Genomic DNA, 23,593 nt, shown 5'->3' with positions numbered 1-23,593 from the left:
TTCGCACCACGGGATCCCGTGGTTCGGGGCGGTTTGGGTTGTTCGGATCCGAACGGCACCACCGCCGAGCGACACGGCGGCCGCTGCCTGCGCCTCAGGGGTACCCGAGGAACCAGAGCAGCACGATCGCGACCGGCTGCAGGCACACCCCGACGAGCAGCCACGTCACCGCCCGCCGCCGCGTCCGCACGAACACGTCCGACCCGAGCAGCGGCGCCATCGGCATGAGCAGCCGCGGCAGGCTCTGCTGCGGCAGGAACACCGCGACGAGGTACAGCCCGTACGACGCCGTGAACCCGAGCACCTCCTGCCCGAGCGCGCGCACGTCCTTCCGGGTCCAGAACCACACCGCGCCCGCGAGCACCGCGACCACGAGCACGATCCCGACCGGCCCGAGCCACCGCCCCGCCATCACGAACCACGGTGTCAGCGGCGCGAAGTGCTGCCGCCCGACGAACCCCACCCACCACGACAGCTCGGTGTCGAGGTACGCGTTCGGCGTCCCCGTCACCGCCGAGGCGATCACGGGCCACGCCAGCCCCGCGGCCGCGACGACGCACCCCGCGACGACGATCGCGATCACGTCCCGCACCGGGAGCGCGCGGCGTTCCCGGGTCCACCGCACGACCAGGTGCACCGCGAGCGCGACGGCCAGTGCCAGCACCCCGGGCTTCGTGAACGCGGCGACCACGCCGAGCAGCCCGACCAGCCAGTACCGCCGCCGGACGAGCGCGAGCATGCCGCCGAACAGCAGGAGCAGCAGCGTCGACTCGGCGTAGGCCACCTGCAGCAGGAACGCCGTCGGCCCGAACGCGAACAGCGCCGTCGCCCACCGTGCACGGTGCGAACACCCGACAGCGAGCACCAGGCGGTACAACAGCACGCAGGCGCCGGCGCCGGCGAGCGTCGCGACGACGACACCGACGACCCAGAACGACCCGCCCGTCACGGCCATCACGGCCCGGACGAGCGCGGGGAACACCGGCAGGAAGGCCCACGGGTTCGGCAGCACGTGCCCGTCGCCGTCGGTGGGCAGCGTCGACGGGTACCCGTGCTCCGCGATGGTCCGGTAGAACGAGGCGTCCCACGAGCCGGAGAACGTGGCGAACGACGGGTCGCGCCGGTACGACGCGAACTCCCACCCGTTCGCGGTGGCGAGCAGGAACATGCCCAGGAGCAGCGCCGTGCTCACCACCCGCGAGCCGGCCCAGATCACCAGCGGCGCGGTCCAGCTGCTCCGCGGTCCGTCCAGCAGGGCACGGAACCCCGACCGGGAGGCTCGGCTCGTCTCCGCCACGCTCGTCACCCGCCCGATCTTCCCAGACCAGGGCCCCGGTCCGGACGTCCGGACCGGGGCGGACCGCTGGCTAGTGCCCCGTGATCGCGCGTCGGATCTGCTCGATCGGCACCTTCGGCGTGCGGTCAGCGTTCAGCAGGCCGTTCGTCTCCTGCATCGTGTCGGTGAGCTGGGTGTAGCACGAGCCGGCGAGGAACGAGCTGGCCCGGATCGCGTCGTACAGCGCCGTGATGCGGGCGACGTAGTCGTCCCCGTCGGCGGCCGAGGTGTAGCCCCAACCGTCCTCACGCGCCCCGCCCGGCTGGTAGTCGACGCCACCGAACTCGGTCAGCATCACCGGCTGCCCCAGGTCCTCGGCGCCCCCGACGAGCACCCACCGGTCGGACGGGCCCATGCCGTGGAAGAGCTCGGTCCGGGCGGTCTCGTCCGCGTAGGTGCGTGCGAGTCGTTCGCCGACGCCCTCGTAGTCGTGGATCGTGATGATGTCCGAGTTGGTGTGCTCCCAGCCGTCGTTCGAGATCACCGGACGCGTCGGGTCGAGCGCACGGGTGAGGTCGGCGAGTGCACGGGCGTAGGCCTGCTGCGCCGGGTCCGTGCTGATGTGCTGGACGCCCCAGCTCTCGTTCGCCGGCACCCAGGTCACGATCGACGGATGCGACGCGTCGCGTTCGACGGCGTCCATCCACTCCCGCATCAGCCGCTGGACGGCGCGGGGCGAGAACGCGTAGGCGCCGGGGGCTTCGCCCCAGACCAGGAGCCCGAGGCGGTCCGCCCAGTACAGGAACCGGGGGTCCTCGATCTTCTGGTGGTTGCGGGCCGCGTTGAAGCCGAGCTCCTTGATGAGCTCGACCTCACGCCGGAGTGCTGCGCGCGACGGGGCGGCGATGTGCGAGTCCGGCCAGTAGCCCTGGTTGAGGACGCTGCGGACGTCGTAGCTGCGTCCGTTCAGCTGGAACGCGCCGCCGTCGACGCCGACCGTGCGGACGCCGAAGTAGCTCGCGACGGTGTCGATCGGCTCGCCGGTGCGGTCGAGGAGCGCGACGGAGGCGTCCACGAGCCGCGGGGCCTCCGGCGTCCAGTGCAGTTCGTCCTCGGCCTGCCCGTTCGCCTGCCGCGCGATCGGGACCACGACGTCGAACTCGTCCGCGGTGTCGCCGAGGGTGGCCTCGATCGTCGCCAGGTGTTCGTCGCGCTCGTCCCAGCGGGCCTCGACGCGGAGACGCTCGCCGCCGGTCCGGTGTCCCGCGACCCGGACGGTCAGGCGCACGGTGGCGTGGTCGACGTTCGTCCAGCGGAGGTACTCGATCGACGCGGTCGGCACGGCTTCGAGCCAGACGGTCTGCCAGATCCCGGTGGTGCGGCGGTACCAGATGGCGTGTGGGTCCTCGTGCCAGTCCTGCTTGCCGCGGGGCTGGGTGAGGTCGTGCGGGTCGTCCTCGGCGCGGACCACCAGGGTGTGCACCGCGTCGGTGTCCTGGGCCAGCACGTCGGTGACGTCGAACTGGAAGGGGGTGTGACCGCCCTCGTGGGATCCGACGAAGGTGCCGTCGATCCACACGCTCGCGCGGTAGTCGACCGCGCCGAAGTGCAGCACGAGCCGCGGGGTGGCGGCGCCGAGCCCGGCGGCGTCGAGGTCGGCGCGGGTGATGGTCCGGGAGTACCAGACCACGGGGTGGAAGCCCGGCTCGTCGATGCCCGACGCGACCGACTCGGGCGGGAACGGCACGACGATGTCCCGCGCGTCGGGGAAGCCCGACCGCCACGCGGTGTCGTCGCCGTCGTTCCGGAACGACCACGTCCCGTCGAGGTCGGCCCAGTGCTCACGGAGCATCTGCGGGCGGGGGTACGAGCCGTCCTGCCGACTGGCGAGCGGGAGGTCGGTTGTAGGGGCGCTGGTGGATGCGGCGACGGTGCCGTCGAGCGTGCTCATGCGTCCATGCTGGCGCGGACGTACATCGTTGTAAAGGGGGCTGGCAACACCGGTCCGGGTTGCCGCGCGGGTGTGGGCCGCCCTCAGCCGATCGCCGCGTCGCGGGTCAGGACCATGACGTCCATCCGGCCCTGCTGCACGACGTCGCCGTGCTGGTTCCGGAGCGTGACCGTCCGCTCGACGATGCCGGTCTTCCCGGAGCTCGTCAGCCGCGTCGAGAGGATCTCCACCGTGCAGGTGAGGGTGTCCCCGATGAACACCGGCGCCGTGAACCGCCACTGGTCGATCCCGAGCAGCGCCACCGCCGACCCTTCGAACACCCCGGTGCGGGCGATCAGGCCGAGGCAGAGCGAGGCGCCGAGCATCCCGTGCACGATCCGCTGTCCGTACCGGGTGTGGGACGCGAACTCCACGTCGGTGTGCACCTGGTTGTTGTCGTTCGTCCACGAGGCGAACGACACGACGTCCGCCTCGGTGATGGTGCGACCCGGGGTCGTGAAGGTCTGCCCGGCGGTGAGGTCCTCGAGGTAGTGCGGCACCCGCTCATCCTCCCAGAACGCCCCGGCCGCCGGGCGTCGCACCGGGGCGAGCGTCGGGACCGGTTCGTCCGGGCCGTGTCCGTCGTCGCCGGTGGCCTCTGTCAGGGCGGCCTGCGCGCGCCGCCCGACGGGTCCCGCCTCACCGTCGTCCGAGAGCGCCCACCACCGTGCGCTCCGGAGCAGCGTCGTGTCCGTGTCGCCCTCGTCGATGCGCACGTCGGCGACCTCGGCCCGGGCGCGGCCGTCCGCGTCGTGCAGCACGACGAGGGTGGTCGTCGTCACCCGCACCCGGACCGGGAGGAGCTGCGCGCCACCGAGGAGCACCGCGACCGGGTCGTCCGTCGGCGCCTCGGGGCCCGCCGAGCCGGGAGGCACGCCGCCGTGCTCCTCGGAGTCGGGGTCCTCCGGCCCGTCGCCGTGGTCGACGGTCCACGTCCCCGAGTCGGCGCGCAGCAGTTCGATCCCGTCGAAGGCGAGCACCCGGTCCGGGGTGTCCCACAGCGTCTCCCGCTGGGTCACTGTCGGCCGGGAGCGGACGTCGTCCGCGCAGTGCTCGAGCGCCGGGAGTGGTCGGTCGTCCGGGATGCGCCAGGTGTGCCGGGGGTCGTCGAGCGTCCCCGTGGTGGTGTCGGCCGGTGCGTGTGTGGTCTGCATGCGGATCAGTGTCGTGCGGGCCGATGCCCGAGGCGGCGCGTGCTGCAGGTTGTGGAGAACGGGTCGTCGAGCGCGCGTTGTGGAGGACCTGAGTCCGCCGGCCCTCCCGACGCGTAGCCTCCTGACGCATGACCGACGTCGCGCAGTGGATGGCCCGGCAACGCTGGTACGCGGCGAAGGGTGGTGTCCCGGACCTCCGCACGATCGCGGAGATCGACGAGACCACCGACGAGGCGCGGGTCCGCACCCGCTTCGTCATCGACGACGCCCCGACCGGCCCGGTGCTCTACCAGGTCCCCGTCACCGAGCACGCGGCTGCCGTCGACGGGCTCGACGCCGCCCGCATCGACCCGGATCCGGACTCGTCGACCCCGGCGACCGTCGACTACGACGGCCCCCACGACCCCGCGTACGCCAGGTGGCTCCTCGCCCGGATCGACGCCGGCGATGAGTCGCTGACGCCGATCGGCGCGGTCCGGAGTGCCCGGGTCCTCCGCGGCGAGCAGTCGAACACCTCGATCATCTGCGAGACCGAGGACAACGGCACCGTGATCGTCAAGGTGTTCCGCGTCCTGCACCACGGCGACAACCCGGACGTCACCACGCAACAGGCCTTGTCCGCGGCCGGTTCGGCACGGGTCCCTCGGGTCTTCGGTGCCCTCCGTGGCGCGTGGCCGGACACCGGGCGCGCGGACGGCGTCGCGAGCGGTCACCTCGCGTTCGCGCAGGAGTTCCTGCCGGGGCTCGACGACGCGTGGCGTGTGGCACTCGACGACGCACGGCGGGGCGACTCGTTCGCGGTCGGGGCCGACCGCCTCGGCGCGGCGCTCGCCGAGGTGCACGTGACCCTCGCCGGCGTGATGCCGACGGAGCCCGCGACCGCCGACCGGATCGCCCAGGCGCACGCCACGATGCTGCAGCGGCTCGACACCGCCGCTGCCGAGGTCCCCGCGATCGCCGAGCACGCCGACGCCGTGCGGGCCGTCTACGCCCGAGCCGCTGCGGTGCCGTGGCCCGACCTGCAGCGGATCCACGGGGACCTGCACCTCGGCCAGGTCCTCTCGGCACCGGAGCCCCGCGGCTGGGTGTTCCTGGACTTCGAGGGCGAGCCCCTCCGCCCGCTCCACGAGCGCTCGCTGCCCGACGTCCCGCTGCGTGACGTCGCCGGCATGCTGCGCTCGTTCGACTACGTCGCCGGGGCGCTCGCCCACGACGACGACCCGGTCGATGCCGGTGCGTGGGCGCACGAGGCACGGGACGCGTTCCTCGGCGGGTACGAGCGCGGACTCGACGTCGACGTCCGTGCGCACCGCGAGGTCCTCGACGCGTTCGAGATCGACAAGGCGGTCTACGAGGTCGTCTACGAGGCACGCAACCGGCCGACGTGGGTCGGCATCCCGGTGGCCGCCGTGGCGCGCCTGGCCGCGCGCTCGGCGCACTGATCAGGGCCGACAGACGGACGGGAGGCTCGTGGCGGCGCCGCCACGGGCCTCCCGTCCGTCGTCCCGTCCCCTGCTCGGGACGTGACCCGTTCGCTAGTTGACGGGTCCGGTGTACTTCTCGCCGGGGCCGGCGCCCGGCGCGTCCGGGATCGCCGATGCCTCCCGGAACGCGAGCTGCACCGAGCGCAGTCCGTCACGCAGGGGGCGGGCGTGGTGGTCGCCGATCTCGGTGGCGGCCGCGGTCACGAGCCCGGCGAGGGCGGTGATGAGCTTGCGGGCCTCGTCGAGGTCGGTCTGCTCCTGCGGGTCGTCGGCGAGTCCGACCTTGACGGCCGCTGCGCTCAGCAGGTGCACCGCCACGGTGTTGATGAGCTCGACGGCGGGGACCTCGGAGATGTCGCGGGCGGCGTCGTCCGCTCCGTCGTCGAGGGGGAGGTTGGGCGGGGTGTCGGTCACGGTGCTCCTCTGCTAGACTCGTCGCGGCAGATGCTGCCCGTGCGTCCAGTTGGCTTCTCGAATCCATCCGGACTGGCGGGCTTCATCACGAAGAGGAGTCACTCCCACCCGCGGCCACGAACCACCAGGCTACCGGGTCACCACCGCTCCGCCGAGCGCCAGCGTTCGGCAGTCCTGCACGGCTGAGTCAGTCACATGACGGTCTCGGCTGGACAGGAGTCGGGCGGCTGCCGAACGGGTCCCGATCCGTGCGTCAGATCTCCTCTCGTGCCGTCGTCCAGGCAAACGCCCCGGACGGCCACCACTGATTGAAGGAGCTCCGCATTCCCGATCCCCGTACCAACGACCGAATCCGCGTCCCCGAGGTCCGTCTTGTCGGACCCCAGGGCGAGCAGGTCGGCGTTGTCCCCATCGCCGTCGCACTGCGCCTCGCGCAGGAAGCCGAGCTGGATCTGGTCGAGGTCGCGCCGGACGCGAAGCCGCCCGTGGCCAAGATCATGGACTACGGCAAGTTCAAGTACGAGGCCGCTCAGAAGGCCAAGGAAGCCCGTCGCAACCAGGTCAACACCGAGCTCAAAGAGGTCCGGTTCCGCCTGAAGATCGACGTGCACGACTACGAGACCAAGCGCAAGCGTGCCGAGGGCTTCCTCCTCGGTGGCGACAAGGTGAAGGCCATGATCCTCTTCCGTGGCCGCGAGCAGTCGCGTCCGGAACAGGGTGTCCGGCTCCTGCACAAGTTCGCGGAGGAGATCGCCGATTTCGGTGTCGTCGAGTCCCGACCCACGCAGGACGGCCGCAACATGACGATGATCATCGCGCCGCTCAAGAACAAGTCCGACGTCAAGGGCGAGCAGAACGCCAAGCGTGCGGCCGACAAGGCCGAGCGTCGCGCGTCCGAGCACGCCGCAAAGGCGAAGCCGCAAGAAGACGCTGCCCCGGCCGCGTCGACGGAACCGGCCACCACCGAGTCCACGGCCGAATAGGTCTCGGGCCGACAGGTCCACCCAGACCGATCCCGCGCAGTACTCCCATCCGCAATGGCGCGGCCCCCCCATCCATCCCACGGAAAGGCACCACCATGCCCAAGCAGAAGACCCACTCCGGGTCGAAGAAGCGCTTCAAGGTCACCGGCACCGGCAAGATCATGAAGCAGCAGGCCGGTATGCGTCACAACCTCGAGGTCAAGTCGTCCAAGCGCAAGGCCCGCCTCAACGAGGACCAGGTCCTCTCGAAGGCCGACGCGAAGAACGTCAAGAAGCTCCTCGGCCACTGAGCCCCCGGATTCGTAAAGGAACACTGCAATGGCAAGAGTGAAGAGAGCGGTCAACGCCGCCAAGAAGCGTCGCGTCATCCTCGAGCGCGCCGAGGGCTACCGCGGCCAGCGTTCGCGTCTGTACCGCAAGGCGAAGGAGCAGGTCACCCACTCCCTCGTCTACGCGTACCGTGACCGCCACGCGAAGAAGGGCGAGTTCCGTCGCCTGTGGATCCAGCGCATCAACGCTGCGTCCCGCGCGAACGGCCTGACCTACAACCGCCTCATCCAGGGCCTCGCCCTGGCCGGCATCGAGGTGGACCGTCGCATCCTCGCGGACCTCGCCGTGAACAACCCGGAGACCTTCGCCGCGCTCGTCGAGTCGGCCAAGAAGGCCCTCCCGGCCGACACCTCGGCTCCCAAGGCCGCGTAGTCACCTGCGTCTCCGCGAAGCCCCCGTTCCTCCCGAGGAACGGGGGCTTCGCGCATGCCACGGGTGTGCTGCCACACTTGGTGCGTGACTGACCTCCTCGAGAACCCCCGTGCCGGACGCGTCAAGGCCGTGGCCGCGCTGACGAAGAAGGACGTACGTGCCGACACCGGCCTGTTCCTCCTCGAGGGCCCGCAGGCGGTGCGCGAAGCGCTCGAGTACGCGCCGGAGCTCCTCCGCGAGCTCTACGTGACGCCGACCGCCGCGGAGCGCTACGGCCTCGCCGACGCCCCGGTGGACACCTGGTTCGTGACCGAGCAGGTCCTCGCCGCGATGGCGGACACGGTGACCCCGCAGGGCGTCGTCGCGGTGTGCCAGCAGTTCCCGACGTCGGTCCGGCAGGTCTTCCCCGATCCCGGCGCGATCGATCCGGAGGCTCGGGTCGACCCCGCCGCGGACCGCACCCTGCCCGGTCTGGTCGCCATCCTCGAAGAGGTGCGGGACCCGGGGAACGCCGGCACGATCATCCGGGCCGCCGACTCCGCCGGCGCGGATGCCGTCGTCCTCACCGGGCGGAGCGTCGACTCGTACAACCCGAAGGTCGTCCGGTCCACCACGGGCTCGCTGTTCCACGTCCCCGTGTCCGTCGGCGTCTCGCTGCAGGATGCCGTGTCGCGCGCCCGTGCCCTCGGCTACACGATCCTGGCGGCGGACGTCTCGGGCGACGACCTGCCCGAGGTCCGCGCCGAGGGGCTCCTCGACGGACCGACAGCCTGGGTCTTCGGGAACGAGGCCCGCGGGCTCACGGCCGAGGACCTGGCGCTCGTCGACCGTGCGGTGAAGGTGCCGATCTACGGCAAGGCGGAGTCGATGAACCTGGCGACCGCTGCCTCGGTCTGCCTCTACGAGTCGGCGTTCGCACACCGCACCGCCTGACCGGGGTTCTCCACAGTCCACCTGGTGCACCTCGGCGGTATCCCAGGGGCCGGTAGGCTTGGGTCCCGTGTCAGAACCTCTCGAGATCAGCGAATCGGCCGTCGCCGACGCGGTCGACGCAGCCCTCGCGGCCGTCCGTGCCGCCACGACGGTCGCCGAGCTCAAGCAGGCCAGGGCCGAGCACACCGGGGAGCAGTCGCCGCTCGCGCGGATGAACGCCTCGATGCGCAGCGTGCCGCCGGAGCAGAAGGCCCAGGCGGGCAAGCTCGTCGGACAGGCCCGCGGCCGGGTCAACGGGGCGATCGCCGAGCAGGAATCGGTGCTCGCCGAGGCCGAGGAACGCGCGCGGCTCGAAGCCGAGCGCGTCGACGTCACCGCGCTGCCGTCGACCCGGACGCCCGGCTCCCGCCACCCGCTGTCGCTCCTCAACGAGACCGTCGCCGACATCTTCGTCGGCATGGGGTGGGAAGTCGCGGAAGGCCCGGAGCTCGAGCACGAGTGGTTCAACTTCGACGCGCTGAACTTCGACCAGGACCACCCCGCGCGGGCCATGGCCGACACGATCTTCGTCGAGCCGGTGGACCGCCACATGGTGATGCGCACCCACACCTCCCCGGTGCAGGTCCGCTCGCTGCTGTCGCGCGAACTGCCGCTGTACGTCATCGCCCCCGGACGCGTGTACCGCGCCGACGAGCTCGACGCCACCCACCTGCCCGTCTTCACCCAGGTCGAGGGCATCGCCATCGACAAGGGCCTGACGATGGCGCACCTGCGCGGCACGCTCGAGCACTTCGCCCGGCAGATGTTCGGCGCCGAAGCGCAGATCCGCCTGCGCCCGAACTACTTCCCGTTCACCGAGCCCTCCGCCGAGATGGACGTCTGGCAGCCGAACGCCAAGGGCGGCGCGCGCTGGGTCGAGTGGGGCGGCTGCGGCATGGTGAACCCGAACGTCCTCCGTTCTGCCGGCATCGACCCGGACGAGTACCAGGGCTTCGCCTTCGGCATGGGCATCGAGCGGACGCTGCAGTTCCGTAACGGCCTGAACGACATGCGTGACTTCCTCGAGGGCGACATCCGCTTCTCGCAGCAGTTCGGAACGGTGGTCTGATGCGCGTCCCACTCCGCTGGCTCGGTGAGTCGGTCGACCTCCCCGACGACGCCACCCTCGAGCACGTCCACGCGGCGCTCGTGTCGGTCGGCTTCGAAGAGGAAGCCGTCCACACCTACGACCTGACCGGACCCGTCGTGGTCGGCCGGGTGCTCGAGCGCGTCCCGGAGCCGCAGAAGAACGGCAAGACGATCAACTGGTGCCAGGTGGACGTCGGCGAGCCCGAGCCCCGCGGCATCGTCTGCGGTGCGCACAACTTCGACGTCGGCGACCTCGTCGTCGTCACGCTCCCCGGTGCCGTGCTGCCCGGGCCGTTCCCGATCGCTGCGCGCAAGACCTACGGCCACGTGTCCGACGGCATGATCGCCTCGGCCCGTGAACTCGGGCTCGGCGACGAGCACGACGGCATCCTCCGGTTCGCGGACCTCGGCATGGAGCCGTCCGTCGGGGAAGACGCCATCGCGCTCCTCGGCCTCGACGACGCGGCGGTCGAGATCAACGTCACCCCGGACCGTGGCTACGCGCTGAGCATGCGCGGCGTCGCGCGTGAGTACGCCCACGCCACCGGTGTGTCCTTCCACGACCCGGTGGACCGGGTGCCGCCGCGCACCGGAGAGGGCTTCTCGGTCACGATCACCGACGACGCCCCGATCCGCGGCCGCGTCGGCTCGAGCACCTTCGTCACCCGTGTCGTGCGCGGCATCGACGCCACCAAGCCGACACCGGCCTGGATGGTGTCGCGCCTGGCACTCGTCGGCGTCCGCTCCATCTCGCTGCCCGTCGACATCACGAACTACGTCATGTTCGAGCTCGGGCAGCCCCTGCACGGCTACGACCTCGCGAAGGTCGCCGGCGGCCTCGGGGTCCGTCGTGCAGCACCGGGGGAGACCCTGACGACCCTCGACGACGTCACCCGGGAGCTCGACCCCGAAGACCTCGTCATCACCGACGACGACGGCCCCGTCGGGCTCGCCGGGGTGATGGGCGGCGCCCGTACCGAGCTCTCCGGCACCACGACGGACGTCCTGATCGAGGCAGCCGGTTTCGACCAGGTCTCCATCGCGCGCACCGCCCGTCGGCACAAGCTCCCGAGCGAGGCGTCGCGGCGCTTCGAGCGGGGCGTCGACCCGCTCGTCGCCGAAGCCGCGGCGAACCGTGCCGTCGAACTCCTCGTCGAGCTCGCCGGCGGCACCGCGGACGCCCTCGGCTCGACGCTCGTCGACGACGCGCCCCGGCCCGTCGTGACGATGCGCCTGTCCCGTCCGTCCGAGCTCGTCGGCGTCGAGTACACCGACGCCGAGGTCATCGAGACCCTGCGCGCGATCGGCGCCACGGTCGACGTCGACGGTGAGCAGCTGGCGGTGACGCCGCCGACCTGGCGCCCCGACCTGACCGACGACACCACCCTGGTGGAAGAAGTCGCGCGCATCGTCGGCTACGACCGCATCCCGAGTGTGCTCCCCGTCGCCCCTCCCGGCCGCGGTCTCTCGACGCACCAGCGGGCGCTCCGCCGGGTGTCGGCGGCGTTGGCTGCCGATGGCCTGTTCGAGGTCGTCACCGCCCCCTTCGTGTCCGCGGCGACCACCGCGGCGTACCCGGGCATCGACCCGGCCGGCGGTCCGAGCGTCGTGCTCGCGAACGCCCTGGACAGCGAGCAGAACCTCCTGCGCCGCAGCGGCATCCCGGCGCTCCTGGACGTCGCACGTCGGAACGTCTCCCGCGGGCTCGTGGACGTCGCGGTGTACGAGACGTCGCGGGTGTTCCTCCCGACGGACGCCGAGCTCGGCACGACCGAGGTCCCGGCGGGTGCCGCGCACCCCGGCGCGGACACGCTCCGAGCACTCGACGCCTCGCTCCCCGCGCAGCCCTTCCACGTGTCCGCGCTCCTCACCGGCCACCGCGTCGGGAAGCAGCCCGGCACGCAGCCCGAGTCGTTCGGCATCGCGGACGCACTCGACGTCGCACGGACCGTCGCGTGGGCGGCCGGCGCCGAGCTGACCGTGGCGCAGACGTCGCACCCGTCGCTGCACCCGGGCCGCGCGGCGTCACTGCTCGTCGGCGACTCGGTCGTCGGCGTCGCGGGGGAGCTCCTGCCCGAGCTGACGGCCGCGGCGGACCTCCCGCGGGTCGTCGCCGTCGTCGAGATCGACCTCGACGCGGTCGTCGCCGCGGTGCCGGACGTCGTGTCCGTTGCACCGATCGTGTCGTACCCCGCGGCCACCCAGGACCTCTCCCTGGTGGTCGGAGCCGAGGTACCGGCGGGCGAAGTACTGGATGCCGTCCGGACTGGTGCCGGAGAGCTCTTGGAGTATGCTCGCCTCGTGGATGACTACCGGGGCTCCGGCGTGGACGAGGGACAGAAGTCCCTGACGTTCGCGCTGCGCTTCCGTGCCACGGACCGCACCCTGACCGCTGCCGAGGCCTCTGAGGCCCGTGACGGCGCAGTCCGACGTGCCGGCGAGCGATTCGGGGCGACCCTGCGCGACTGATCCCACTGGGACAGCACCGCCCGGGGCCGCCGCCTCCGATCTCTCGACGAACAGTCCGACCAAAGGTGGAATCCCATGTCCGTATCCGTCGCCGTGGCGGGAGCCAGCGGCTACGCGGGCGGTGAGCTGCTGCGCATCCTCTCCGCCCATCCCGAGTTCGACGTCAGGACGGTGACCGCGTTCTCGAACGCGGGGCAGCCGCTCATCGCGACCCAGCCGCACCTCCGTTCGCTGTCGCACCTGACCCTGGTCGAGACGACGGCGGCGAACCTCCGCGGGCACGACGTGGTGTTCCTGGCGCTGCCGCACGGCCAGTCGGGCGCGATCACGGCGGAGCTCGAGGAGGACACCCTCGTCGTGGACTGCGGCGCGGACCACCGGCTCACGGACCCGGCGGCGTGGGAAGCGTTCTACGGCGGGGACTGGTTCGGGGCGTGGACCTACGGCCTGCCGGAGCTCCTGCACGCGGCACCGGCTCCCGGATCGGCTGACGAGTGGCGTGACGTCGACGACATCGTCGCGCAGAGCCGCCAGCGGACCGAGCTCGCGAGCACGAAGCGGATCGCGGTCCCCGGGTGCAACGTCACCGCGGTGACGCTCGGCATCCAGCCGGGGATCCAGGCCGGGCTCGTCCAGTCCGACGACATCGTCGCCGTGCTGAGCGTCGGGCCCTCCGGTGCCGGCAAGAAGCTCGCGCCGACCTACCTCGCGTCGGAGATCATGGGCTCGGCCAGCGCCTACGCGGTCGGTGGGACCCACCGGCACATCCCGGAGATCCAGCAGAACCTGCGGGCTGCCGGCGCCTCGGACGTGACGATCTCGTTCACCCCGGTGCTCGTGCCGATGTCGCGGGGGATCCTCGCGACGACGACGGCCAAGCTGGCTCCGGGCGTCAGCGCGCGGGACGTCCGCCTCGCCTGGGAGCAGGCCTACGCGGACGAGCCGTTCGTGCACCTGCTGCCGGAGGGCGAGTCCCCCCGCGTCGCGGACACGATCGGTGCGAACACCGCGCTCGTCGGGCTCGCCGTGGACGAAGCCGCGGGCCGGGTCATCGCGGTCAGCGCACTCGACAACCTCGCCAAGGGGACCGGCGGTGCCGCGGTGCAGTCGGCGAACATCGCACTCGGGTTCCCCGAGACCCTCGGCCTCAGCGTGGACGGAGTCGCACCGTGACCGACGCCAGCAAGCAGGACCAGACCGAGCCGACCCTCTCCCCGCGCACTCGGCCGGACGGCCGCTCCGCAGGCTCCGCGTCCGACCGGAACCGGCACGAGGGGGCCCAGGCCGACACCGACGCGACTGCCGGACAGGCTGTCACCGCCGGACAGGGCGTCACCGCAGCGGCCGGCTTCCGCGCTGCCGGCGCCACCGCCGGCCTCAAGGCGAGCGGCACCCCGGACGTCGCCCTCGTCGTCAACGACGGCCCCGAAGCCGCGGTCGCCGCGGTCTTCACGAGCAACCGCGCGCAGGCCCACCCGGTGATCTGGTCCCGCCAGGTCGTCGGCGACGGCATCGCCCGTGCCGTGTTCCTCAACTCCGGCGGCGCGAACTGCTTCACCGGGGCCTTCGGGTTCCAGACCACGCACATGACGGCGGAGGCGGTGGCCGAGTCCCTCGGGATCGGTGCCGGCGACGTCGTCGTCTGCTCGACCGGCCTCATCGGTGTCGGCGACCAGACCTTCCGCGACCACGTCCTGCACGGCGTCGCACTCACCAAGGACGCCCTGTCGGAGACCGGCGGCCCGGACGCGGCCACGGCGATCATGACCACGGACACGAAGGCGAAGCAGTCCGAGGTCACCGAAGACGGCTGGACCGTCGGCGGCATGGCCAAGGGCGCTGGCATGCTCGCGCCGGGCCTCGCGACGATGCTCGTCGTGATCACCACCGACGCGCTCCTCGGGTCCGACGAACTCGACCAGGCACTCCGCGCCGCCACCCGGGTCACGTTCGACCGGGTCGACTCGGACGGCTGCATGTCGACGAACGACACGGTGGTCCTGATGTCCTCCGGCGCCTCGGGTGTCACGCCGGAAGTCGGCGACTTCCAGGAAGCGCTGACCGCCGTGTGCGCGGACCTCGCCCGGCAGCTCCAGCAGGACGCCGAGGGCGCGAGCCACGACATCGCGATCCACGTGGTGAACGCCGCGAGCGAAGACGACGCGGTCACCGTCGGCCGCAGCGTCGCGCGGAACAACCTGTTCAAGGCAGCGGTGTTCGGCAACGACCCGAACTGGGGCCGGGTCCTCGCAGCGATCGGCACGACCGACGCCGAGTTCGACCCCTACGCGGTCGACGTGTCGATGAACGGCATCCGGGTCTGCCACGCCGGCGCCCCGGACCGCCCGAGCGACGAGGTCGACCTGACGCCCCGCGACACCGACGTGCTGATCGACCTCGGGGTGGGACCGTACGCGGCGACCATCCTGACGAACGACCTGACGCACGACTACGTCCACGAGAACAGCGCGTACTCCAGCTGATGGGCACCGGAGACGCCCTGTCGAAACAGGAAGAGCACGAGCTGGCCGCCGTCAAGGCCGCCACCCTGATCGAGTCCCTGCCGTGGCTGAAGCGGTTCTCGGGCAAGATCGTCGTCGTCAAGTTCGGCGGCAACGCGATGGTGAACGACGACCTCAAGCGGGCGTTCGCCGAGGACATGGTCTACCTCCGCTACGCCGGGCTGCACCCGGTCGTGGTGCACGGCGGCGGGCCGCAGATCTCCGCCGCGCTCAAGGAGCAGGGCATCCAGTCCGAGTTCCGCGGTGGTTACCGCGTCACGACGACCGAGGCGATCACGGTCGTCCGGGACGTCCTGGCGGGTGAGGTCAACCGCGAGATCGTCGAGCTGATGAACGAGCACGGCGACGGCCTCGGCGTCGGGGTGTTCGGCGACGGCGGGTCGCTGTTCACCGGCGAGAAGAAGGGCGTCGTCGTGGACGGCGAGCACTTCGACCTCGGCCACGTCGGCGACATCACCCACGTCGACCCGTCCGGCGTCCTCGCGGCGATCCGGGCGAACCAGATCCCGGTCGTGTCGAGCATCGCGATCGACGACGCCCACCCGGACCAGGCGCTCAACGTGAACGCCGACGCCGCAGCCGCAGCGCTGGCGATCGCACTCGGTGCCTCGAAGCTGATGATGCTGACCGACGTCCCCGGGCTGTACCGCAACTGGCCCGACCGCGACTCGATCATCGACCTCATCGCAGTCGAGGAACTCCGCGAGCTCCTGCCGTCGCTCGAGTCCGGGATGATCCCGAAGATGACCGCGTGCCTCGACGCCGTGGTCGGCGGGGTCGGCGGCGCGACCATCATCGACGGCCGGATCCCGCACTCGATCCTGCTCGAGGTCTTCACCCTCCGCGGCGCGGGCACCGAGGTGATCCCGGACCCGAGCCGACGAACCGAGAACCAGAACACCCACGCCGAGATCGGCCGACGCGGTCCCGCGAGCCCGATCCAGCACCCAGCAGACAGCAGCGACACGAAGGGGAACGCACGGTGAGCACCGAGACGCAGACCGAGACCTGGAACGACCGGTTCGGGGCGTCGCTGATGCGATCCCTGACCCCGCCGAAGATCATGCTCGAGCGCGGCCAGGGCTGCCGGGTCTGGGACGTCGACGGCAACGAGTACCTCGACTTCCTCGCCGGCATCGCGGTGAACTCCCTCGGGCACGCGCACCCCGCGCTCGTCGAGGCGATCGCCGACCAGGCAGCCAAGCTCGTGCACGTCTCGAACTACTTCGCGACGCCGCCGCAGCTCGAGCTCGCCGAGCGCCTCAAGCGCATCTCCGGTGCCGGTGACGCCGGCCGCGTGTACTTCGGCAACTCCGGCGCCGAGGCGAACGAGGCAGCGTTCAAGCTCGCCCGCCTGAACCGGGGGAAGGACGGCCGCAAGACGCGCATCCTCGCGCTGCAGCAGGCCTTCCACGGCCGGACGATGGGTGCCCTCGCGCTCACCGGCAAACCGGCCCTGCAGGCGGATTTCCTGCCGATGATCCCGGGTGTCGAGCACATCGACACCTCGATCGAAGCGCTCGAGCACGCGATCGACGACACCGTCGCCGCGCTCTTCATCGAGCCGATCAAGGGCGAGGCCGGCGTCGTCGACCTCCCCGAGGGCTTCCTCGTCGCCGCTCGGAAGCTGACCGAGGAGCACGGCGCACTGCTGATCCTCGACGAGATCCAGACCGGCGTCGGCCGGACGGGCTCGTGGTTCGCCTTCCAGCACCTCGGCGTGGTCCCGGATGCCATCACCGTCGCGAAGGGCATCGCGGGTGGCTTCCCGATCGGCGCCCTCGTGACGTTCGGCCACGCCTCCGACCTCTTCTCGGCCGGCCAGCACGGCTCGACCTTCGGCGGCAACCCGCTCGGGACCCGCGTCGCGAACGCGGTGCTCGGCGAGATCGAGTCCGCCGGACTGGTGGACGCCGCGGTGACCAAGGGCGAGCGCATCCGTGCCGGCATCGCCGCGATCGGGTCCCCGCTCGTGGAGGAAGTCCGCGGACAGGGCCTCCTCATCGGCGTCGGGCTGCACCTGCCCGTCGCCGCCGCGATCTCGGCCGCCGCGCTCGAGCGCGGCCTGATCGTCAACGCCCCCAACGAGTCGAGCCTGCGCATCGCACCGCCGCTCATCGTGTCCGACGCCGAGATCGACGAGTTCCTCGCGATCCTGGCGGCGAGCATGACCGCAGTCCAGGAGACCTCCGCATGACCCGCCACTTCCTCCGCGACGACGACCTCTCCCAGGCCGAGCAGTCCGCCATCCTCGACCTCGCGGTCGAGATGAAGCGGGACCGCTGGGCCGCGAAGCCGCTCGCCGGTCCGCAGAGCGTCGCCGTGATCTTCGACAAGTCGTCCACCCGGACCCGGGTGTCGTTCCACGTCGGCATCAGCGACCTCGGCGGCAGCCCGCTGATCATCTCGACCGCGAACAGCCAGCTCGGCGGCAAGGAGACCCCCTCCGACACCGCCCGGGTGCTGGAGCGCATGGTGTCCGCCATCGTCTGGCGCACGTACGGCCAGGCCGGGCTCGAGGAGATGGCGGCAGGCACCACGGTGCCCGTCGTCAACGCGCTGTCCGACGACTTCCACCCGTGCCAGCTGCTCGCGGACCTTCTGACGATCCGCGAGCACCGTGGAACGCTCGCGGGGCAGACCATCGCCTTCGTCGGCGACGGCGCGAGCAACATGGCGCAGTCGTACCTGCTCGCGGCAGCGACTGCCGGCATGCACGTCCGGGTCGCATCGCCGTCCGAGTTCTCCCCGGCTGCGCAGGTCGTGACGGACGCCGAGCACCGCGCCGCCGAGACCGGCGGTTCCGTGCTCGTCGTGACCGACCCGGTCGCCGCCGTGGCGGGCGCCGACGTCGTGGTCACCGACACCTGGGTGTCGATGGGCAAGGAAGACGAGAAGCAGCAGCGCCTCGACACCTTCAAGGACTACCGCGTGGACGACGCGCTGATGGCGCACGCAGCCGACGACGCGGTGTTCATGCACTGCCTGCCGGCCGACCGCGGCTACGAGGTCACGGCCGACGTCATCGACGGCCCGCGCAGCATCATCTGGGACGAGGCGGAGAACCGCCTGCACGCCCAGAAGGCGCTCCTCGCCTGGCTCCTCGCCGCGAACGCCGCGAACGCCGCGAACGCCGCGACCGGTGCGACGGCCGCGACGGCCGCGACCGCCGCGAACAACTGACAACCAACACCCCTAGGAGAAAACCCATGGCAGACCGCGTCGTACTGGCGTACTCCGGAGGCCTCGACACCTCCGTCGGCATCGGCTGGCTCAAGGACGCCACCGGCAAGGACGTCGTCGCGCTGGCGGTCGACGTCGGCCAGGGCGGCGAGGACATGGAGGCGATCCGTCAGCGCGCACTCGACTGCGGCGCGGTGGAGTCCGTCGTCATCGACGCCAAGGACGAGTTCGCCGACGACTACCTCGTCCCCGCCCTCAAGGCCAACGCGCTGTACCAGAAGCGCTACCCCCTGGTCTCCGCGCTGAGCCGCCCGCTCATCGCGAAGCACCTCGCCCTGACGGCGAAGCAGCTCGGCGCCGACAGCGTCGCGCACGGCTGCACCGGCAAGGGCAACGACCAGGTCCGCTTCGAGGCCGCCGTCGCCGCGATCGCACCCGACCTGACCAGCGTCGCCCCGGTCCGTGACCTCGCGCTGACCCGTGACAAGGCGATCGTCTACGCGCAGGAGCACGACCTGCCGATCCTGCAGAGCAAGAAGTCGCCGTACTCGATCGACCAGAACGTCTGGGGTCGCGCGGTGGAGACCGGGTTCCTCGAGGACCCGTGGAACGCCCCGATCGAGGACCTCTACGCGTATACCCAGGACCCCTCGGTCCCGCGTGAGGCGGACGAGGTCACGATCACGTTCGAGCAGGGCGTCCCGGTCGCGATCGACGGCCAGCGCTTCAGCGTCCTGCGCATCGTGCAGGAGCTCAACGCCCTCGCCGGCAAGCACGGCGTCGGCCGCATCGACGTCGTCGAGGACCGTCTCGTCGGCATCAAGTCGCGCGAGGTCTACGAGGCCCCCGCCGCGATGGCACTGATCGCCGCGCACGAGGAGCTCGAGAGCCTGACCCTCGAGCGCGACGTGAACCGCTACAAGCGCGGTGTGGAGTCGGAGTGGGCCGACCTGGTCTACGACGGCCTCTGGTTCGGTGGGCTCAAGCGCAGCCTCGACGCCTTCATCGACGACACCCAGCAGTACGTCTCCGGCGACATCCGCCTGCAGCTGCAGGGCGGTCGCGCGACGGTCACGGGTCGCCGCAGCGAGCAGTCGCTGTACGACTTCGACCTCGCCACCTACGACACCGGCGACACGTTCGACCAGTCGCTGTCGAAGGGCTTCATCGAGATCTGGTCGCTGCCCAGCAAGATCTCGGCACGCCGCGACCTGGCGAACTGAGCCGGTCCCGGACGGCGTGACCCGCTGGTCACGCCGTCCGGACCGTCCTGGAGGCCCGACCCGCCTCCGCCATGCCCCGCGCGACCCACGAGCACCGGGCCGACCGACGAGCACCAGACCGACCCACGACACGACGCAGGACGACATGACGGACGCAAGCGGAGCCTCCCGGCCGGAGACCCAGCACACGAAGACCGACGGCACCAACCAGGGTGCGCTGTGGGGCGCGCGGTTCGCCGACGGGCCGAGCCCGGAGCTCGCCGCCCTGTCGAAGTCGACGCACTTCGACTGGCAGCTGGCGCCCTACGACCTCGCGGGGTCGCGTGCCCACGCCCGAGCCCTGCAGACGGCCGGGTACCTGACCGCCGACGAGCTCGAGCAGATGCTCGGGGGCCTGGACCGTCTCGACGCGGCGCACGCCGACGGCACGCTGCTGCCGGCGGACTCCGACGAGGACGTGCACGGTGCCCTCGAGCGCCTGCTCATCGCCGACCTCGGTCCGGAACTCGGTGGGAAGCTCCGCGCCGGACGGAGCCGGAACGACCAGATCGCGACCCTCGGCCGGATGCACATGCTCGACCACGGGCGCCGCATCGGCCGGCTCGTGATCGACCTCGTCGACGCGATCAGCCAGCAGGCGAGCGAGCACCCGGCGGCGATCATGCCGGGCCGCACGCACCTGCAGCACGCGCAGCCGGTCCTGCTCGCGCACCACCTCCTCGCGCACGCGTGGCCCCTGGTCCGTGACCTGGAGCGGCTCCGCGACTGGTCGACGCGGGCCAGCGTGAGCCCGTACGGTGCCGGGGCGCTGGCCGGCAGTTCCCTCGGGCTGGACCCGTCGGCGATCGCCCGCGAGCTCGGGTTCGACCGTCCGGCCGAGAACTCGATCGACGCCACCGCGGCCCGCGACACCGTCGCGGAGTTCGCCTTCGTGCTGGCGCAGATCGGGATCGACGTCTCGCGCCTCGCCGAAGAGGTCATCCTCTGGAACACGAAGGAGTTCGGCTTCGTCCGGCTCCACGACGCCTTCTCCACCGGCTCGAGCATCATGCCGCAGAAGAAGAACCCGGACATCGCCGAACTGGCGCGGGGCAAGTCCGGGCGGCTCATCGGCAACCTGACGGGCCTCCTCGCGACGCTCAAGGGCCTGCCGCTGGCCTACAACCGCGACCTGCAGGAGGACAAGGAGCCCGTCTTCGACTCCGTCGCGACGCTCGAGGTCCTGCTGCCGGCGTTCACCGGCATGATCGCGACGCTGACGTTCGACACCGACCGGATGGCCGAGCTCGCTCCGCAGGGCTTCTCGCTCGCGACGGACGTGGCCGAGTGGCTGGTGCGCCAGGGCGTGCCGTTCCGCGATGCACACGAGGTCTCCGGTGCACTGGTGCAGTACTGCGAGCAGCGGGGGATCGAGCTCGACGACCCGACCGACGCGGAGTACGCGTCGATCTCGGAGCACCTGACGCCGGGTGTCCGCGCGGTCCTCACCATCGAGGGCAGTGTCGCGTCCCGCAGGGGCGTCGGCGGGACGGCACCGGACCGGGTCGCCGAGCAGCTCGCCGGCCTGACGCAGCGTGTGCACGACCTCGCGTCCGGGGTGCCGTTCACGCGGTGAACGACGCGCTCCTCGCCCTGCTCGCGGAGCCGGCGCCGGTGAGCGCGCCGGCCCTGCTCGGCGCGACGCTCACGGGCAAGGGGGTCACGCTCCGGATCACCGAGGTGGAGGCCTACTTCGGTCCCACCGACCCGGGATCGCACGGGCACCGCGGCATGACGGAGCGCAACAAGCAGCTGTTCGGGCCGCCCGGGACGCTCTACGCCTACCGGTCCTACGGCATCCACACGTGCGTCAACGTCGTGAGCGCACCGGCGGGCACCTCATCCGGATCGCTGCTCCGCGGCGCGGAGGTCGTGGACGGCGTCGCGGTGGCGCGTTCGCGACGGGGCGCGTCCGTCTCCGACGTCCAGCTCGCCCGGGGGCCTGGCAACCTCGGAGCGGCACTCGGGGCGGTCCTCGGCGCCGACGACGGCACGTCGGTCGTCGACGGTCGCGGCCCGTACGTGCTCACCCTGGCACCCGGCCTGGAGGCTCGGCTCGCCGCCGACGGACCGGCCGCGGTCCTCGCGGAGCTGGCTGCAGATCCCCGCATCCTCCGCGGGCCGCGCACCGGTGTCGCGGGCATCGCCGGCGGCCGGTCCTTCCCCTGGCGGTTCGCGCTGGCGGGTGAGTCGACGGTGTCGACGTACCGGCGGCACAAGGCCGCGATCGACTGATCGGACACCGCGCTCGACGCGTCGGAGGTCGCCGCTACGATGGCGTGGTGTCCAGTGATACCGCTCCCGATGTCCTGACGCGCCAGCAGAACGACCCCACCTTCGCCTCGGTGTGGGACGAACTGCGCTGGCGTGGTCTGGTGCAGGTCTCGACCGACGAGACCGCGCTCAAAGAGGCCCTCGACGGTGAGCCGATCACGTACTACTGCGGCTTCGACCCCACGGCGCCGTCGCTGCACTGCGGCAACCTGCTGCAGCTGCTGACGATGCGCCGGCTCCAGCTCGCCGGACACAAGCCGCTCGCACTGGTCGGCGGTTCCACCGGCCTGATCGGTGACCCGCGACCAACGGCCGAACGCACGCTGAACACCCGAGAAACGGTGGCGTCGTGGGTGTCGCGCCTGCAGGAACAGGTCTCCCGGTTCCTCAGCCCGGACGGCGACAACGGTGTGCGCCTGGTGAACAACCTCGACTGGACGGCACCGCTGTCCGCGATCGACTTCCTCCGGGACATCGGCAAGTACTTCCGCGTGAACTCGATGATCAAGAAGGACGCCGTCTCCGCGCGGCTGAACTCGGACGCGGGGATCAGCTACACGGAGTTCAGTTACCAGATCCTCCAGGGGCTGGACTACCGCGAGCTCTTCCTGCAGTACGGGTGCACGCTGCAGACCGGCGGGTCGGACCAGTGGGGCAACCTGACCTCGGGGACGGAGCTCATCCGGCGTGCCGAGGGGGCGACGGTGCACGCGCTGGGGACGCCCCTCATCACGAACTCCGACGGCACGAAGTTCGGCAAGAGCGAGGGCAACGCGATCTGGCTCGACGCGGAGATGACCTCGCCGTACGCGCTGTACCAGTTCTGGCTCAACACGGCGGATGCGGACGTGATCGCCCGGTTGCGGGAGTTCACGTTCCTCTCCCGCGCCGAGATCGACCGGCTCGAGCAGGCCGTCGCGGACGAACCGTTCCGGCGGGTAGCCCAGCGGACCCTCGCGTTCGAGGTCACCGCGCTCGTCCACGGGGTCACCGCGACCCAGGCGGCGATCGACGCCTCCGCGGCACTGTTCGGCAACGGTGACCTGGAGGCACTCGACGGCCCCACCCTCCGGGCGGCGATCGCCGAACTGCCGGGGTCGGTGACGCTCGCACCCGACGCCGACCTGGCGAAGGCGCTCGTCGAGACCGAACTCGTGAAGTCCCTCGGCGAAGCGCGCCGCGCGATCGACCAGGGCGGGGTCTACGTGAACAACGCCCGAGCCGACGATGCGGCCGCACCGCTTTCCGGACTCGCCCTGCCCGGGGGAGTGCTCGTGCTCCGTCGCGGCAAGAAGACCCTCGCCGGCGTGACCCTCGCCAGCTGACCCACCCACGCCCGGAAGCCCGGTTCCCGCAGTGCCCACGCACCTGCGGAACCGGGCTTCTGCGCGTCCGGGGCCGGCGTGTTGCAGGATGCGACACGCCCGGGATGTGGGCTGGCTTGGCGCTCCCGCCGACCCCTGCGTAAAGTAATCACTCGTCACCCCAAAGGTGCGGCGGAGCGGCTGGAGCGAAAGCCCAGAGCACGTCGGCCCTCAAGCGGGACCATCCTTCCACTGGAGTTCAGATCCGGCCTTGCGCTGGACGGCTTCGACGCCTAGGATGACTACTCCACCGGTTCTCTCCCTCGGGATGAGCCACTGATCCAATCGGATCGACGACGCCGGTGGTCAAACCAAGAACGAATGCCTCTCTGGCGGAACCTGTTACGGGTCGAGCGGGGAGTGCGTCTGGTCCTTGAGAACTCAACAGCGTGCACATTGTCAATGCCAATTTATTGACCCCGTGGCGTTCCACTTGTGGGACGTCCGGAGACAAT

General features: G+C 71.2%; 20 protein-coding genes. 16 read left to right on the top strand and 4 right to left on the bottom strand.

The window, feature by feature from the left end; all coding sequences use genetic code 11:
- Nucleotides 1–94: 94 nt before the first annotated feature.
- From EDF55_RS17305 to EDF55_RS19015, 3 genes are all read right to left on the bottom strand, one after another.
- Nucleotides 95–1,306, bottom strand: a complete 1,212-nt coding sequence (locus EDF55_RS17305) for a hypothetical protein (protein WP_185017512.1) — start codon at nt 1,304–1,306, stop codon at nt 95–97.
- 61 nt (nt 1,307–1,367) lie between these two features.
- Nucleotides 1,368–3,227, bottom strand: a complete 1,860-nt coding sequence (locus EDF55_RS17300) for a glycoside hydrolase family 2 protein (RefSeq protein WP_123656231.1) — start codon at nt 3,225–3,227, stop codon at nt 1,368–1,370.
- 83 nt (nt 3,228–3,310) lie between these two features.
- Nucleotides 3,311–4,420, bottom strand: a complete 1,110-nt coding sequence (locus tag EDF55_RS19015) for a MaoC/PaaZ C-terminal domain-containing protein (protein ID WP_207909564.1) — start codon at nt 4,418–4,420, stop codon at nt 3,311–3,313.
- 128 nt (nt 4,421–4,548) lie between these two features.
- Between EDF55_RS19015 and EDF55_RS17290 the strand changes: the two genes are divergently transcribed.
- On the top strand, nt 4,549–5,862 hold the full coding sequence (locus EDF55_RS17290) for a maltokinase N-terminal cap-like domain-containing protein (protein WP_123656230.1): 1,314 nt from the start codon (nt 4,549–4,551) through the stop codon (nt 5,860–5,862).
- 93 nt (nt 5,863–5,955) lie between these two features.
- On the opposite strand, the gene EDF55_RS17285 is transcribed toward EDF55_RS17290, so the two are convergent.
- The gene (locus EDF55_RS17285) at nt 5,956–6,318 is read right to left on the bottom strand and encodes a DUF1844 domain-containing protein (protein ID WP_123656229.1); all 363 of its coding nucleotides are present in this window, start codon (nt 6,316–6,318) and stop codon (nt 5,956–5,958) included.
- 308 nt (nt 6,319–6,626) lie between these two features.
- Here EDF55_RS17285 and infC point away from each other — a divergent pair, with 308 nt between their 5' ends.
- From infC to tyrS, 15 genes are all read left to right on the top strand, one after another.
- Nucleotides 6,627–7,301 (top strand): translation initiation factor IF-3, encoded by a 675-nt coding sequence (gene infC, locus EDF55_RS17280; RefSeq protein ID WP_123656228.1) that lies wholly within the window; start codon nt 6,627–6,629, stop codon nt 7,299–7,301.
- Between the two features lie 95 nt (nt 7,302–7,396).
- Nucleotides 7,397–7,591 (top strand): 50S ribosomal protein L35, encoded by a 195-nt coding sequence (rpmI, locus tag EDF55_RS17275; RefSeq protein ID WP_071273122.1) that lies wholly within the window; start codon nt 7,397–7,399, stop codon nt 7,589–7,591.
- Between the two features lie 28 nt (nt 7,592–7,619).
- Nucleotides 7,620–8,003 (top strand): 50S ribosomal protein L20, encoded by a 384-nt coding sequence (gene rplT / locus EDF55_RS17270; RefSeq protein ID WP_056120821.1) that lies wholly within the window; start codon nt 7,620–7,622, stop codon nt 8,001–8,003.
- Nucleotides 8,004–8,087: 84 nt separating this feature from the next.
- Nucleotides 8,088–8,936 (top strand): RNA methyltransferase, encoded by an 849-nt coding sequence (locus EDF55_RS17265; RefSeq protein WP_260236098.1) that lies wholly within the window; start codon nt 8,088–8,090, stop codon nt 8,934–8,936.
- A gap of 67 nt (nt 8,937–9,003) precedes the next feature.
- A complete protein-coding gene (gene pheS, locus EDF55_RS17260; RefSeq protein WP_123656226.1) occupies nt 9,004–10,044 on the top strand; it encodes a phenylalanine--tRNA ligase subunit alpha in 1,041 nt (346 codons plus the stop codon).
- Nucleotides 10,044–12,533 (top strand): phenylalanine--tRNA ligase subunit beta, encoded by a 2,490-nt coding sequence (pheT, locus tag EDF55_RS17255; protein WP_123656225.1) that lies wholly within the window; start codon nt 10,044–10,046, stop codon nt 12,531–12,533. The genes pheS and pheT overlap by 1 nt, the downstream gene beginning before the upstream one ends.
- 75 nt (nt 12,534–12,608) lie before the next feature.
- On the top strand, nt 12,609–13,706 hold the full coding sequence (locus tag EDF55_RS17250) for an N-acetyl-gamma-glutamyl-phosphate reductase (RefSeq protein WP_123656224.1): 1,098 nt from the start codon (nt 12,609–12,611) through the stop codon (nt 13,704–13,706).
- Nucleotides 13,703–15,016, top strand: coding sequence for a bifunctional glutamate N-acetyltransferase/amino-acid acetyltransferase ArgJ (gene argJ / locus EDF55_RS17245; RefSeq protein WP_123656223.1), 1,314 nt, complete (start codon nt 13,703–13,705; stop codon nt 15,014–15,016). The genes EDF55_RS17250 and argJ overlap by 4 nt, the downstream gene beginning before the upstream one ends.
- Nucleotides 15,016–16,041, top strand: coding sequence for an acetylglutamate kinase (gene argB, locus EDF55_RS17240; protein ID WP_123656222.1), 1,026 nt, complete (start codon nt 15,016–15,018; stop codon nt 16,039–16,041). The genes argJ and argB overlap by 1 nt, the downstream gene beginning before the upstream one ends.
- A 50-nt stretch (nt 16,042–16,091) precedes the next feature.
- Complete coding sequence (locus tag EDF55_RS17235; RefSeq protein WP_243698233.1) at nt 16,092–17,252, top strand: acetylornithine transaminase; 1,161 nt, start codon at nt 16,092–16,094, stop codon at nt 17,250–17,252.
- On the top strand, nt 17,249–18,238 hold the full coding sequence (gene argF / locus EDF55_RS17230) for an ornithine carbamoyltransferase (protein ID WP_260236097.1): 990 nt from the start codon (nt 17,249–17,251) through the stop codon (nt 18,236–18,238). Before EDF55_RS17235 ends, argF begins: the two co-directional genes overlap by 4 nt.
- A gap of 26 nt (nt 18,239–18,264) precedes the next feature.
- On the top strand, nt 18,265–19,461 hold the full coding sequence (locus tag EDF55_RS17225) for an argininosuccinate synthase (RefSeq protein ID WP_123656220.1): 1,197 nt from the start codon (nt 18,265–18,267) through the stop codon (nt 19,459–19,461).
- 145 nt (nt 19,462–19,606) lie between these two features.
- Nucleotides 19,607–21,076, top strand: coding sequence for an argininosuccinate lyase (gene argH / locus EDF55_RS17220; RefSeq protein ID WP_185017511.1), 1,470 nt, complete (start codon nt 19,607–19,609; stop codon nt 21,074–21,076).
- Nucleotides 21,073–21,735: a DNA-3-methyladenine glycosylase gene (locus EDF55_RS17215; RefSeq protein WP_123656219.1), complete on the top strand. Its 663-nt coding sequence runs from the start codon at nt 21,073–21,075 to the stop codon at nt 21,733–21,735. Before argH ends, EDF55_RS17215 begins: the two co-directional genes overlap by 4 nt.
- A gap of 47 nt (nt 21,736–21,782) precedes the next feature.
- Nucleotides 21,783–23,099 (top strand): tyrosine--tRNA ligase, encoded by a 1,317-nt coding sequence (gene tyrS, locus EDF55_RS17210; protein ID WP_260236096.1) that lies wholly within the window; start codon nt 21,783–21,785, stop codon nt 23,097–23,099.
- The last annotated feature ends 494 nt before the right edge of the window (nt 23,100–23,593 follow it).

Origin of the sequence: Curtobacterium sp. ZW137 (assembly GCF_003762905.1) — a bacterium.
In the GTDB taxonomy this organism is placed as follows: Bacteria; Actinomycetota; Actinomycetes; order Actinomycetales; family Microbacteriaceae; genus Curtobacterium.
The sequence above is the reverse complement of the archived record's forward strand: the minus strand, read 5'-3'. Positions and strand labels throughout refer to the sequence as shown.

What these genes read in the sequence shown, in the direction of transcription:
- rpmI (WP_071273122.1), top strand. Translation starts at nt 7,397, where the DNA reads ATGCCCAAGCAGAAGACCCACTCCGGGTCGAAGAAGCGCTTCAAGGTC.
- EDF55_RS17250 (WP_123656224.1), top strand. Translation starts at nt 12,609, where the DNA reads ATGTCCGTATCCGTCGCCGTGGCGGGAGCCAGCGGCTACGCGGGCGGT.
- pheT (WP_123656225.1), top strand. Translation starts at nt 10,044, where the DNA reads ATGCGCGTCCCACTCCGCTGGCTCGGTGAGTCGGTCGACCTCCCCGAC.
- argB (WP_123656222.1), top strand. Translation starts at nt 15,016, where the DNA reads ATGGGCACCGGAGACGCCCTGTCGAAACAGGAAGAGCACGAGCTGGCC.
- EDF55_RS17300 (WP_123656231.1), bottom strand. Translation starts at nt 3,227, where the DNA reads ATGAGCACGCTCGACGGCACCGTCGCCGCATCCACCAGCGCCCCTACA.
- EDF55_RS19015 (WP_207909564.1), bottom strand. Translation starts at nt 4,420, where the DNA reads ATGCAGACCACACACGCACCGGCCGACACCACCACGGGGACGCTCGAC.
- EDF55_RS17235 (WP_243698233.1), top strand. Translation starts at nt 16,092, where the DNA reads ATGCGATCCCTGACCCCGCCGAAGATCATGCTCGAGCGCGGCCAGGGC.
- argH (WP_185017511.1), top strand. Translation starts at nt 19,607, where the DNA reads ATGACGGACGCAAGCGGAGCCTCCCGGCCGGAGACCCAGCACACGAAG.
- argF (WP_260236097.1), top strand. Translation starts at nt 17,249, where the DNA reads ATGACCCGCCACTTCCTCCGCGACGACGACCTCTCCCAGGCCGAGCAG.
- rplT (WP_056120821.1), top strand. Translation starts at nt 7,620, where the DNA reads ATGGCAAGAGTGAAGAGAGCGGTCAACGCCGCCAAGAAGCGTCGCGTC.
- EDF55_RS17290 (WP_123656230.1), top strand. Translation starts at nt 4,549, where the DNA reads ATGACCGACGTCGCGCAGTGGATGGCCCGGCAACGCTGGTACGCGGCG.
- EDF55_RS17225 (WP_123656220.1), top strand. Translation starts at nt 18,265, where the DNA reads ATGGCAGACCGCGTCGTACTGGCGTACTCCGGAGGCCTCGACACCTCC.